Source organism: Novosphingobium sp., from assembly GCF_039595395.1.
Taxonomy (GTDB): Bacteria; Pseudomonadota; Alphaproteobacteria; order Sphingomonadales; family Sphingomonadaceae; genus Novosphingobium.
Genome location: NZ_JBCNLP010000001.1, coordinates 2,116,928 through 2,128,789 on the forward strand (window position 1 = coordinate 2,116,928; position 11,862 = coordinate 2,128,789).

Here is an 11,862-nt window from a genome sequence, read left to right on the forward strand (position 1 = left end):
CATCACCGCACGATGCAGGATGAGCGGCTTTTCTCCACCCCGGCAGGCATCAAACTGGGGCCCATCGACATGGTGGCACGGGGCAGGGCCCGCAACATCGTCATCCAGATGAAGGCCGGGCGGTTTCATGGCTTTGTCGTCAGGCAGGGGGATGCGGTGTATGGCTATGTCGACCGCTGCCCGCATGCGGGCTTGCCGCTGACGCAGGAGCTTGATGGTTACCTCACGCCTGATGGCAGCATGATCGCCTGCCAGTGGCATGGCGCGCTGTTCCGCATCGAGGATGGGGAATGTGTCGGCGGGCCCTGTGTGGGGCGCTTCCTGGAAAGCTGGCCGGTGGCGGTGAGCGAAGGAGTTCTGATCACCGCCTGAAATCAGGCGATTGTATCGATCACCTGCGCCAGTTCGACATCGCGCTGCGAAATGCCCTTGGCATCATGGGTCGTCAGCCAGATATCGAGCTTGTTGTAGACATTGGCCCATTCGGGATGATGGTCGCGTTTGTCGGCCTGCACACCGATGCGGACCATCAGGGCGAGGGCTTCGGCAAAATCGCTGGTCACGATGCGGCGGTGGAGCGCCTTGCGCCCGGCATCATGGGTCCATTGCGGCAGGGCGGTCAGCGCGGCCTGCAGCTCCTTGTCATTCAGGGGCTGGATCATCATTCACTCTCCTGTCTGCCGGGCGGCGCGTGAGGGGAGAACGCGCCACCCAGCAGTCCGATCCATCCTTAGACGTCGACGGTAATAACGCCGCGGCGGATCTGGTCGAGCTCGATGGATTCGAACAGGGCCTTGAAATTGCCCTCGCCGAAGCCCTGGTTGCCCTTGCGCTGGATGATCTCGAAGAAGATCGGGCCGATCACGTTCTCGGTGAAGATCTGCAGCAGGATGCCGTCGTCGCCCGGGGCGCCGTCGATCAGGAGGTTCAGTTCGCGCAGTTGCTCGAGCGGCTCGCCATGCCCGGCGACGCGGGTGTCGACCAGCTCGTAGTAGGTGTCGGGTCGTGTCCTGAAGGTTCACGCCGTTGGCGCGCAGCTTGCGCACGGTGTCGTAGATGTCGTCGGTGGTCAGGGCGATGTGCTGGATGCCCTCGCCGTGGTATTCGCGGATGAATTCCTCGATCTGGGCTCTTGTCGTCCTGGCTCTCGTTGATCGGGATGCGGATCTTGCCGCAGGGCGCGGTCATCGCCTGGCTGAACAGGCCGGTGAGCTTGCCCTCGATGTCGAAATACTTCTGCTCCTCGAAGCCGAAGAGTTTCGCATAAAAGGCGGACCACACGCGCATCTGACCGCGTTTCACATTATGCGTCAGATGGTCCAGCAGATCGAGCCCGACGCTGTTGTGCTGCGTGGCTTCCTGCCAGCCGGGCACCTGATCCCAGTCGGCAAAGGGATCACCCTCCACCAGATAGAGCAATGACCCGCCGATGCCTTCCAGCGCCTTGGCGCCGGGCAGGGCGGAGGTCGAGGTGTCGGCGTCGGTGGCGCCGCGCTCCAGCGCCAGCCCATGCGCCTTGGCCGCGTCGGCCACACGAAAGGCCATGCCATTGGCCGAGGGGCCGTGCAGCTTGCGGAACTCCGCGGCCTGTCCTGCGGGCAGGGTGTTCACCACAAAGGCGATCCGCCCCTGCCGATAGAGCCGCAGCCGGCCCGCATCATGCTCCGCCGCCAGCGTGAAGCCCAGTTGCCGCAATTGGCGCTCCATCACCTCGGGTTCGGGCGAGGTGAATTCGCAAAAGGCAAAGCCGTCGAGGCCGAGGGGATTGTCATGGCTCATGATGGGGATTCCCTGTCTGGGATGGGCGGGAGCGCGCATAATGCTGCGTGCCACGATGATAGATCCGGTCGTCAGGCTCGATGGCATCGACTGCCAGATCGGGCGTGCCGTGAAGCTCTGCGTAAAGCGGGGCGAAGTCGGTCTCGATGGTCTGGCGCAGCAGATCCTCGAAACTGTCGATCACAAAATAGCTCTGCTGGAAGTCGTCGATGCGATAGTTGGTGCGCATCAGCCGCTTGAGGTCGAAACCGATGCGGTTGGGCGAGGGATCGTCCAGCGCGAACAGCGTCTCGCTGAAGGAGGACACGATCCCCGCGCCATAGATCTGCAGGCCTTCGGGTCCGCGCATCAGGCCGAACTCGACCGTGTACCAATAGAGCCGCGCCAGCCTCTCGATGGCGCCCAGCCCGGCGGCGCGCTGCCCGCCGCGCCCATAGGCCGCCATATAGTCGGCAAAGACCGGATTGGCGAGCAGGGGCACATGGCCGAAGACATCGTGAAAGATGTCGGGCTCTTCCAGATAGTCGATCTGGTCGGGCTTGCGGATAAAGCGCCCGGCGACAAAGCGGCGGTTGGCCAGATGGTCGAAGAACACGTCATCCGGCACCAGCCCCGGCACCGCCACCACCTGCCAGCCCGTGGCATCCATCAGCCGCGCATTGAGTTCGGCAAAATCGGGAATGCCCGGCTTGGACAGGCGAAGCACATCCAGCCCGTCGATAAAGGCGGGAGCCACGCGACCAGGCAGCAGGCGGGCCTGACGCTCGAACAGGCGGTCCCACATGGCATGCTCATCCGCGCCATAGCGGTCCCACTCCTGCGGAACCGTCCAGTCATCCGCGGCGCAGGCGGGTCTGGCGAGGGTGTCGTTGGCCATGACGCGACTGTCTCACAGAGCCGGATTGATTGCGTTTCAAAATGGGGGCAGAAACGCGGCATGGTGAAATGAAATTCGCGAACTGGCTCGTTTCGCGAGATGGAGTTTTCGAATGGACGCGATCGACAAACGAATCGTCGAGATCCTGCAGCGCGACGCCTCGCTCAGCCATGCCGATCTGGGGGAGCGGGTGGGGGCCTCGGCAGCCTCCTGCTGGCGGCGGATCAAGGCGCTGGAGGCGGCGGGCATCCTGACCGCCACTGTGCGTCTGGTCGATCCCGAGCAGATCGGGCTGGCGGTCAATGTTTTCTGCAACATCCGCGTGCGCAACCATGCTCAGGAGGTGCGCAAGCCTTTCGAGGATTTTCTGAAAGGCCGCCCCGAAGTGATCGAGTGCTACTCCATGTCGGGTGAGTGGGATTACATGCTGCGCATCGCCGTGGCCGATGTGGCCGATTACGAGAAATTTCTGATGCGTACCCTGCTGGAGCATCCGGCGGTGGGGTCGGCCTCGTCGCACTTTGCGTTGTCGACCACCAAATATACCACCGCCCTGCCTTTGTCGTGATCGCGGATGTGGACAATCTTGAGCGGAATCGCTTGACAATCGCGCGTTCGGACGGAAATGATAGCGCTATCACTTTATGGTCACCACGAATGGCCATCACACAAAGCGTCCGGGAGAGAAAAGTTGGCCAAGACCATTTCCATCGGTGACCTGTTGCCGTCTGACTGGCGGGAGGGAACCTTCCTTGGCCGTGTCCAGACCGCGCAGGGGCCGAGCCCCATTCTGGTGGTCGGCGGCGAAGTTTATGACATGTCGCATGTCGCCCCGACCGTCTCGCAACTGGTCGAGCATCTGCCGCTCTCGGCTGCCGGTGGCGTGATCCTGGGTTCGCTCGATACGCTGGACCTGCCGCTGCTCAGCCCGATCGACCTGCAATGCGTCAAGGCGGCGGGTGTGACCTTCGCCACTTCCACGCTGGAGCGGGTGATCGAGGAGCGCGCGCGCGGTGACGCGGGCAAGGCTCAGGAAATCCGCGCCCGTATCGAGGCCCGCGTGGGCGGCTCGATCCGCAGCGTGGTCCCCGGTTCGGCCGAGGCCGAGGCGCTCAAGGAACTGCTGCTGGCCGATGGCCTGTGGTCGCAATATCTGGAAGTCGCCATCGGGCCTTACGCCGAGGTCTTCACCAAGGCGCCGGTGCTGGCCACGGTCGGCGCTCTGGCCGATGTCGGTGTGCGTTCGGACTCCACCTGGAACAACCCCGAGCCCGAGGTCGTGCTGCTGGTTAATGCCGCCGGCGAAGCTGTCGGCGCCACGCTGGGCAATGACGTCAATCTGCGTGACATCGAGGGGCGCAGCGCGCTGCTGCTGGGTAAGGCGAAGGACAACAACGCCTCCTGCTCGGTCGGCCCGCTGGTGCGCCTGTTCGACGATGGCTTCACCATCGACGACGTCCGCAATGCCGAGGTCGAACTGGTGATCGACGGTCCCGAGGGTTACAAGCTCGAAGGCCATTCCTCGATGAACCAGATCAGCCGCGACCCGCTCGATCTGGTGCGCCAGACGCTGAGCGAGCATCAGTATCCCGATGGCTTCGTGCTGTTCCTCGGCACGCTCTTCGCGCCCGTGCAGGATCGTGATGATCCGGGCCGGGGGTTCACCCATAAGGTGGGCGATGTGGTCTCGATTGCCACGCCGCGTCTGGGCCGTCTGGTCAACACGGTGGTCACCTCGCGCGATGCCGCGCCCTGGACCCAGGGCATCGCGGCACTTTACGCCAATCTGGCCCAGCGCGGCCTGCTCAAGGTGAAGGCAGAAGCATGAGCAACCGGGCTCTTTATCCCAGCCTGAAGGGCAAGCGCGTCTTCATCAGCGGCGGCGCCAGCGGCATCGGTGAGGGTTTCGTCGAAGCCTTCGTGGCGCAGGGCGCGCATGTCGCTTTCTGCGATATCGCTCAGGAAGCTGGCGAGACGGTGGCAAAGCGCCTTGGCGCGGATGCCGCCTTCCAGCCTCATTTCCACCGCTGCGATCTGCGTGACGTCGAAGCCGTTCAGGCGATGATGGCGCAGGTCGAGGCGGAGTTGGGCGGCATCGACATCGTCATCAACAACGCCGCCAATGACGATCGTCACAGCGTGGCCGATGTGACGCCCGCCTATTGGGACGAGCGCATGGCGGTCAATCTGCGCCATCAGTTCTTTGTGGCGCAGGCTGCCGCACCGGCGATGAAGCGCGCGGGTGGCGGTGCGATCATCAATCTGGGGTCGATCAGTTGGCATCTGGGCCTGGCCGATCTGGTGCTCTACGAGACCGCCAAGGCCGCCATCGAAGGTATGACACGGGGTCTGGCGCGCGAACTCGGCCGCGAGAACATCCGCGTCACGGCCATCATTCCGGGCAATGTGAAGACCCCGCGTCAGGAGCAATGGTACACGCCCGAGGGCGAGGCCGAAATCGTCGCCGCGCAATGCATGGACGGGCGCCTGCTGCCCGCCGATGTCGCGGCGCTGGCGCTGTTCCTGGCTTCGGACGACGCGCGTCTGATCACCGGCCACAACTATTGGGTCGACGCCGGATGGCGCTGAGCCCCGAGCCCGTCTGGGAACTGGGCGCCACCTTGGGCGAGGGACCTGTCTGGGTCGCGCGTGAGGCGGCGCTGTGGTTCGTCGACATCAAGGCGCCCGCGATCCATCGCTTCGATCCGTCGACCGGTGCCAAGCAGAGCTGGGATGTTCCCGCTCAGGTGGGCTGGGTGCTGCCATCTTCGGAAGGCGGGATGATCGCCGGGCTGCAGTCCGGCGTGCATCGCTTCGATCCGGCCTCGGGCCGCTGCGAGCTGATCCATGCGCCCGAGGCTGGCCGACCCGGCAATCGTCTCAACGATGCGACGGTGGCGGCGGATGGCGCGATCTGGTTCGGCTCGATGGACGATGCTGAGCAGGACGACACCGGGCGCATCTGGCGCCTGCATGGCGGCATCTGTGCCGACACCGGTCTGCCGCCCGTCAGCATCACCAATGGCCCGGCTTTCTCGCCCGATGGCGCCACGCTTTACCATCATGACACGCTGGGCCGCAAAATCTGGGCCAGCAGCGTGGAGAATGGCAAGGTGACCGCCACGCGCCTTTTCGCGGACATCGAGGATGGCGCGGGCTATCCCGATGGCCCCACCGTCGATGCCGAGGGCTGCCTGTGGGTCGGTCTTTTCGCGGGCTGGGCGGTGCGGCGCTACGATCCGAGCGGGCGGCTGATCGCCACCATCCCCATGCCGGTGGCCAACATCACCAAGGTTGCCTTTGGGGGCAGCGATCTGCGCACCGCTTACGCGACCACGGCGTCCAAGGGGCTGAGCGAAGCTCAGCTTGCGGCGCAGCCTCTGGCAGGTGCGCTCTTTGCCTTCGATGCGGGCGTGGCCGGGTTGGAAGGCCATGTCGCCCGCGTGTAAATGAATAAAACGAGAGGGTTGGGGATGCAGGATAAGGATCAAGAGAAAGCCAATATGGGCTTCATCGCCGCGATTGTGGCGGTGGCGACCATTGGCGGCTTTATGTTCGGCTATGACTCCGGCGTGATCAATGGCACGCAAAAGGGGCTGGAGGCCGCTTTCGACCTGGGCAAGGTGGGCATTGGCATCAATGTCGGCGCCATTCTGGTCGGCAGCTCGATCGGTGCCTTCAGCGCCGGGCGTCTGGCTGATCGCATCGGGCGACGCGGCGTGATGAAGGCGGCCGCTGTGTTGTTTCTGGTCAGTGCTCTGCTGGCGGGGGCGGCCGGATCGTCGGCGATCTTCATCTTTGCGCGCATCATTGGCGGGCTGGGCGTGGGCGCGGCCTCGGTGATCTCGCCGGTCTATATCTCCGAGGTGGTGCCTGCCAGCGTGCGAGGCCGCCTCTCCAGCGTGCAGCAGGTGATGATCATCAGCGGCCTGACGGGCGCTTTCGTGGTCAACTATGTGCTGGCCCATTATGCGGGCGGTTCGACGGCGATCCTCTGGGCTGGGCAACCGGCATGGCGCTGGATGTTCTGGCTGCAGGCGCTGCCCGCCGCGATCTATTTCCTCGCGCTGCTGGGTATTCCGGAAAGCCCGCGCTTCCTGGTGGCCGTCGGTCGTGAAGGTGAAGCGCAGAGCGTGCTGGCCCGCCTGCTGGGTGCCGCTGCCGCCGCGCGCAAGCTGGTGGAAATCCGCCAGAGCCTTGCTGCTGACCATCATCGTCCCTCGCTGGCCGATCTGAAGGACCCTTCGACGGGCCGTATTCGCAAGATCGTGTGGACGGGCATCGGCCTTGCCGTGTTCCAGCAGTTCGTCGGCATCAATGTGGTGTTCTATTACGGCGCCACCCTGTGGCAGGCGGTGGGCTTCTCGGAAGGCGACGCGCTGCAGATCAACATCATCTCGGGCGTGGTCTCGATCGGTGGCTGTCTGGCGACCTTGGCGCTGGTTGACCGCATCGGGCGCAAGCCGCTGCTGCTGATCGGCTCGGCGGGCATGACTGTCACGCTCGGCACCGTGGCCTGGGCCTTTTCGACCGCGACGCAGGGTGTCGATGGCGCGATGGCGCTGCCGGGCAACCATGGGATGATCGCGCTGGTTGCCGCCAATCTCTACACGCTGTTCTTCAACATGAGCTGGGGCCCGATCATGTGGGTGATGCTGGGCGAGATGTTCCCCAACCAGATCCGTGGCTCGGGCCTGGCGGTGTCCGGCTTCGCGCAGTGGATCGCCAATGCGGCGATCTCGGTCAGCTTCCCCGCGCTGGTGGTGTCGCCGGGTCTGGCGGGCGCCTATGTGGGCTATGCCTGCTTTGCCGGATTGTCGTTCTTCTTCGTGCGCGCCCTGGTGCATGAAACCAGAGGGCGAGAGCTGGAAGATATGGAAGGCTGAATGGAGAGCGGGCGGTCTTACAGACCGCCCGTTTTCTTTGCGCGGCGCCGGGGCTTCGCATCCGACTGGCGCTGGATCAGCGTATAGTCGAGCTGGTCATGGCGGACGCCGCCCTGAGCGGCTTTGCCCCGGATCGTCCCGGCCAGCAGGTCCATCGCGGCGCGCGCCATCTCGCTGATGGGCTGGCGGATGGTGGTCAGTTCGGGCCAGATGGTGGTGGCCATCGGCGTATCGTCGAAACCGCAGACGGTCAGGTCACGGGGGACATCGAGCTGCCGCGCATGGGCGGTGGCGACCGTGGCTGCGGCCATATCGTCATTGCTGGCGAAGATCGCGGTGGGGGCGTCATGGGCGTCCAGAATGGTCCCTGCCGCCTCCAGCCCCGAGCGATAGGTGAAATAGCCCTGCGCCACGAGCGAAGGATCGGGCGAGATCCCCGCCTGCTCCAGTGCGGAGAGATAGCCCTTATGGCGCCTTTCGCTGGCGCTCTGATCGGGGTTGCCCTTGATGAAACCGATGCGGCGATGGCCCAGCGCGATCAAGTGGCTGGTCATGCTCTCGGCGGCATGGAAGTCGTCGATGCCGACCGAGGCGACATCGGGGCGGGGCACGCCCGCCGCCACGGCGACCACAGCCAGCCCCTCCTTGCGCAGCGCGGCGAGCATCGGCTCGTTCTCGCAAAGCGGCGGGGGCAGCAGCACGCCGTTCAGCCGTCCGCGCTGCATGCGGGCCATCAGATCGGCCAGATCGGCATCCTCATCGAAACGCTCGACGGTGAGGGTGACATTGAGGCTGCCCGCGCGATCGAGGCTGCCCATCAGAAATTCCGACAGATAGGCCGAGGAAGGGTTGGAATAGACCAGCGCGATGCGTGTGTCGTCGCCGCCCGCCAATTGCCGCGCGGCGGCCGAGGGGGCGTAATTGAGCGCGGCAATCGCGGCCTCCACCTTCTCGCGTGTGCTGGCCCGCACCATCGAGCCCTCATTGATCACGCGCGACACCGTCATCGGGGAGACCCCGGCATGGCTGGCGACATCGGCAATCGTGGGAGCATTGCGCTGGCTGCGGGAGCGGGGCTTGATCATGGCTGTCATAAACCCTCGCTGAAGGGCAAATGCAAGATCGGCGCGGGGAAAAGCCTGCCTTGCCCAAAACGGGGGTGCTTCAGCCTGGAAAGCGGAGGTTTTGGCAAGATGCCAAAATCGGCTTGATTGTATAAAATTCCTATATAAATCTTGCGCGATCGGGCTTTTCTCCAAAGCCTGGACCATCACGAAAGGTCTGAGCGTGAAGATGTCACCCCGTGTTGCTGCCGGTGCTCTGTCGATTGTCTGTTGCGCCCTGCCTTCGCTTGCCTGGGCCGATTGCAAGGTGGTCAATTACGGTATGATGCAGGTTGAGGTCGTGGGGCAGCGCGCCACCACCATGGTCGGTGTGAACGGCAAGGAAACGCGCTTCATGCTCGATACCGGGGCGACTTACGGCACGCTGGCCCGCGCCAATGTCGAGGCGCTGGGGCTCAAGCGGGAAGGTGCCCCTTTCGGCATGCGCATGAGCGGGGTCGGCGGCAGCACCTCGGTCGATCTGACAAGGGTCAAGGATCTGGGCCTGCTGGGGGTGACGCTGCACGACATGACGTTTCTGGTTGGCGGCTCCGATACGGGCATGGGGGTGATCGGCGCCAATCTGATCGATGTGTTCGATGCCGATATCGATCTGGCCAATGGGCAGTTCAAGCTGTTCAGGCCCTCGGGCTGCGGCAGTCTGGCCATGGCCTATTGGGCCAAGGACGGCCAGTTCCAGACCGCCGAGCTGCATCATGCGGAGAAGGAGAGTGATCGCCGCAGCTTCGTGGATGTGATGATCAACGGCCGCCCGGTGCGGGCCCTGCTCGATACCGGGGCGCAGGCCACGGAGATCTCGCGAAGGGCTGCGGAGCGCGTCGGGCTCGATATGAGCAAGGCCGACGCCGGAGGTGGCCTGGTCACACGCGGCGTGGGCGGGCAGAGCCGCAAGAGCTGGATCCTGCCGGTCGACACCTATGCCATCGGCACCGAGACCATCCAGCACAACAAGATGCTGGTGATCGACGGCGATTTCGGGGAGGGCAGCGATGCGCCCGACATGCTGCTGGGCATCGACTTCTTTCTGGCCCATCACGTTTATATCGCCAACAGCCAGCACAAGATCTATTTCACCTACAACGGTGGCCGCATGTTCACCTTTGGCAAGGCGCCGGCCGGCACGGCGGCGCCCGCCAAAGATGACGGCGCCAAGCTGAGCGCCGCCGATTACGCGCTGCGCGGGCAGGGGCATCTATCGCGAGGGGAAATCGCGCAGGCCAATGCCGATCTGGATGCCGCGATCGCTGAGGCGCCCGATGTGGCCGCCTATCGCCTGACGCGCGCTCGCACACGCCTTGCCGCGCGCAAACCCGATGAGGCGATGGACGATCTGGGCGCGGCGATCCGGCTCGATGACCAGAACATCGATGCCCTGCTACTGCGCGCCCGCATCCGTTACGCCCGCAAGGACAAGGCCGCCGCCGAGCAGGATATCGAGGCCGCGCGCAAACTGGCCCCCGCAGGCTCGGCGCGCACGCGGGTGCTGGCGAGCTTTTACGTCGCTATGGAGCGGCCCGCAGAGGCGCTGCCGCTGCTGGATGACTGGATCCGCCTGCATGCCGAGGATGCGGATCTGCCCGATGTTCTCAATGCCCGCTGCTGGGCGCGCGGCCTTGCCAATGAGCAGCTCGATGGCGCGCTGAGCGATTGCAACCGGGCGATCCGCGCGAACAAGGATCAGGGGGTGTTCTACAGCACGCTGGGTCTGGTGCAGTTGAGGCAGGGCCACAATGGCGAGGCGCAGGCGAGCTATGAGAAAGCGCTCTCCATGCTGTCTCGCTCGGCCTGGGCGCATTACGGGCTGGGGCTGGCCTATCTGCGCCAGGGGCAGGCCCAAAAGGGCGAGGCCGAGATCGCCGCTGCCAAGGCGATCAATCCGGGGATTGCGGAACTGGCCGGGCGCTATGGCCTGACGTCCTGAGGGCCGGCGGATGGTGGATATGGAGCCTCCACAGCCTGCCGATAAGGCAAGTTTTGCGCGTGATGCGATGGTAAACGCAATGACCGGCAAGGAAAAATACTGAGGCAATTGTTTGAAATAACAAGAGAGTTACGCTAAAATCCGCATCGAGTTCCGGGCGTGGTCGCATCGCCCGGCGCAATCATGTTTCCTTCGCCATGCCGGGAAGATGCCATGCCAAAAGCATTGCTGGGCCAGATCTCCGAAACGCTGACCAAAGCGCAAACCACCGAGGAATTGACTCGCCCCCTGCTCACCCTGCTGGAACGGGTGACCGGGCTGGAGAGCACCTATCTCACCCATATCGATGAGGAAGCGGGGGTGCAGAGCATCCTCTTTGCCCGCAACACCAGCACGATGCAGATCCCGGAAGGGCTTTCGGTGCCCTGGGCAGACACGCTGTGCAAGCGCGCGCTGGATGAGGGGCGGGTCTTCACCGATGATGTGGCAGGCTGCTGGGGCGATTCAGAGGCGGCCAGGGCGCTTGGCATCAACACCTATGTGACGACGCCGGTCCGTCTGGAGGACGGATCGATCTTCGGCACGCTCTGCGCCGCCAGCACCGAGCGCAAGCCGATCAATGAGGAAGGGCGGCAGGTTCTCTCGCTGTTCGGCTCGCTGATCGGGCAGCATATCCAGCGCGAGCATCTGCTCGAGCGGTTGCAGGACGCCAATCGCCAGTTGGAGGCCTTTTCCTTCACCGATCCGCTGACCGGCCTGCCCAACCGCCGCTTTATCCTTCAGGAGCTGCGCCGTCTGTTCGGTCTGGCCCAGCGCGAGGGGCGCAAGGTGCTGATCGCCTTTATCGACCTCGACGGTTTCAAGCAGATCAACGACACTTATGGCCATGAGGCGGGCGACGCGTTTCTGGTCGCCATCGGCCAGCGTCTGACCAGAGGCATGCGCAGCAGCGATTTGCTGGCGCGGCTTGGCGGCGATGAGTTCGTGCTGGTCGGGCTGGGGCCGGTGGTCGATCAGGATGCGCGCCGACTGACCAGCGCCATGCGCCGCCGTCTGGCGCCGCTGATTCAGGGGCAATTCGCGCTCGATTGCTGCACCATCGACTACCCCGGCGCCAGCTTTGGCATCATTCTGGCCGACCCGCATGAGACGACTCCGGAGCAAGCGCTCCAGCAGGCTGACGGAGCTATGTATGTTGACAAAAAAATGCGGCGCGACAGGGCGAACGGTGCCAGTCATGCGGCCTGAGGAGCCCGCCTCCGGCAATTCGCCTAG

The 11,862-nt window shown here is 64.3% G+C and carries 11 protein-coding genes and 1 pseudogene; 8 read left to right on the forward strand and 4 right to left on the reverse strand.

Annotated features, from left to right (window positions below):
* Positions 1 to 12 precede the first annotated feature (12 nt).
* Positions 13 to 372, forward strand: coding sequence for a Rieske (2Fe-2S) protein (locus tag ABDW49_RS09820; protein ID WP_343611544.1), 360 nt, complete (start codon positions 13 to 15; stop codon positions 370 to 372).
* Positions 373 to 374: 2 nt separating this feature from the next.
* On the opposite strand, the gene ABDW49_RS09825 is transcribed toward ABDW49_RS09820, so the two are convergent.
* The 3 genes and pseudogenes from ABDW49_RS09825 to phhA all read right to left on the reverse strand — a co-directional run bounded on the left by ABDW49_RS09825 (position 375) and on the right by phhA (position 2,656).
* A complete protein-coding gene (locus tag ABDW49_RS09825; protein ID WP_343611546.1) occupies positions 375 to 665 on the reverse strand; it encodes a 4a-hydroxytetrahydrobiopterin dehydratase in 291 nt (96 codons plus the stop codon).
* Between the two features lie 65 nt (positions 666 to 730).
* Positions 731 to 1,779 (reverse strand): annotated as a pseudogene (hppD, locus tag ABDW49_RS09830) (4-hydroxyphenylpyruvate dioxygenase).
* A complete protein-coding gene (gene phhA, locus ABDW49_RS09835) occupies positions 1,769 to 2,656 on the reverse strand; it encodes a phenylalanine 4-monooxygenase (protein WP_343611547.1) in 888 nt (295 codons plus the stop codon). Before phhA ends, hppD begins: the two are co-directional and overlap by 11 nt.
* A 112-nt stretch (positions 2,657 to 2,768) precedes the next feature.
* Between phhA and ABDW49_RS09840 the strand changes: the two genes are divergently transcribed.
* The 5 genes from ABDW49_RS09840 to ABDW49_RS09860 all read left to right on the forward strand — a co-directional run bounded on the left by ABDW49_RS09840 (position 2,769) and on the right by ABDW49_RS09860 (position 7,542).
* Positions 2,769 to 3,224, forward strand: coding sequence for an Lrp/AsnC family transcriptional regulator (locus ABDW49_RS09840; RefSeq protein ID WP_343611548.1), 456 nt, complete (start codon positions 2,769 to 2,771; stop codon positions 3,222 to 3,224).
* A 123-nt stretch (positions 3,225 to 3,347) separates the two neighbouring features.
* Positions 3,348 to 4,484: a fumarylacetoacetate hydrolase family protein gene (locus ABDW49_RS09845; RefSeq protein WP_343611549.1), complete on the forward strand. Its 1,137-nt coding sequence runs from the start codon at positions 3,348 to 3,350 to the stop codon at positions 4,482 to 4,484.
* Positions 4,481 to 5,245 (forward strand): SDR family oxidoreductase, encoded by a 765-nt coding sequence (locus ABDW49_RS09850; protein ID WP_343611551.1) that lies wholly within the window; start codon positions 4,481 to 4,483, stop codon positions 5,243 to 5,245. Before ABDW49_RS09845 ends, ABDW49_RS09850 begins: the two co-directional genes overlap by 4 nt.
* A complete protein-coding gene (locus ABDW49_RS09855) occupies positions 5,236 to 6,105 on the forward strand; it encodes an SMP-30/gluconolactonase/LRE family protein (protein ID WP_343611553.1) in 870 nt (289 codons plus the stop codon). The genes ABDW49_RS09850 and ABDW49_RS09855 overlap by 10 nt, the downstream gene beginning before the upstream one ends.
* Before the next feature lie 24 nt (positions 6,106 to 6,129).
* On the forward strand, positions 6,130 to 7,542 hold the full coding sequence (locus ABDW49_RS09860; protein WP_343611554.1) for a sugar porter family MFS transporter: 1,413 nt from the start codon (positions 6,130 to 6,132) through the stop codon (positions 7,540 to 7,542).
* Positions 7,543 to 7,559: 17 nt separating this feature from the next.
* Here the strand turns inward: ABDW49_RS09860 and ABDW49_RS09865 are convergent, their stop codons facing one another.
* Positions 7,560 to 8,627, reverse strand: coding sequence for a LacI family DNA-binding transcriptional regulator (locus ABDW49_RS09865; RefSeq protein ID WP_343614222.1), 1,068 nt, complete (start codon positions 8,625 to 8,627; stop codon positions 7,560 to 7,562).
* Positions 8,628 to 8,835: 208 nt separating this feature from the next.
* On the opposite strand from ABDW49_RS09865, the gene ABDW49_RS09870 reads away from it, so the two are divergent.
* Together ABDW49_RS09870 and ABDW49_RS09875 are read left to right on the forward strand one after the other, a co-directional pair.
* The gene (locus ABDW49_RS09870) at positions 8,836 to 10,587 is read left to right on the forward strand and encodes an aspartyl protease family protein (protein ID WP_343614224.1); all 1,752 of its coding nucleotides are present in this window, start codon (positions 8,836 to 8,838) and stop codon (positions 10,585 to 10,587) included.
* 213 nt (positions 10,588 to 10,800) lie between these two features.
* Entirely contained in the window at positions 10,801 to 11,835 is a 1,035-nt protein-coding gene (locus ABDW49_RS09875) for a diguanylate cyclase (protein ID WP_343611556.1), read from the forward strand.
* Positions 11,836 to 11,862 lie beyond the last annotated feature (27 nt).

What these genes read in the sequence shown, in the direction of transcription:
- ABDW49_RS09820 (WP_343611544.1), top strand. Translation starts at nt 13, where the DNA reads ATGCAGGATGAGCGGCTTTTCTCCACCCCGGCAGGCATCAAACTGGGG.
- ABDW49_RS09825 (WP_343611546.1), bottom strand. Translation starts at nt 665, where the DNA reads ATGATGATCCAGCCCCTGAATGACAAGGAGCTGCAGGCCGCGCTGACC.
- phhA (WP_343611547.1), bottom strand. Translation starts at nt 2,656, where the DNA reads ATGGCCAACGACACCCTCGCCAGACCCGCCTGCGCCGCGGATGACTGG.
- ABDW49_RS09840 (WP_343611548.1), top strand. Translation starts at nt 2,769, where the DNA reads ATGGACGCGATCGACAAACGAATCGTCGAGATCCTGCAGCGCGACGCC.
- ABDW49_RS09850 (WP_343611551.1), top strand. Translation starts at nt 4,481, where the DNA reads ATGAGCAACCGGGCTCTTTATCCCAGCCTGAAGGGCAAGCGCGTCTTC.
- ABDW49_RS09855 (WP_343611553.1), top strand. Translation starts at nt 5,236, where the DNA reads ATGGCGCTGAGCCCCGAGCCCGTCTGGGAACTGGGCGCCACCTTGGGC.
- ABDW49_RS09860 (WP_343611554.1), top strand. Translation starts at nt 6,130, where the DNA reads ATGCAGGATAAGGATCAAGAGAAAGCCAATATGGGCTTCATCGCCGCG.
- ABDW49_RS09865 (WP_343614222.1), bottom strand. Translation starts at nt 8,627, where the DNA reads ATGATCAAGCCCCGCTCCCGCAGCCAGCGCAATGCTCCCACGATTGCC.
- ABDW49_RS09870 (WP_343614224.1), top strand. Translation starts at nt 8,836, where the DNA reads ATGTCACCCCGTGTTGCTGCCGGTGCTCTGTCGATTGTCTGTTGCGCC.
- ABDW49_RS09875 (WP_343611556.1), top strand. Translation starts at nt 10,801, where the DNA reads ATGCCAAAAGCATTGCTGGGCCAGATCTCCGAAACGCTGACCAAAGCG.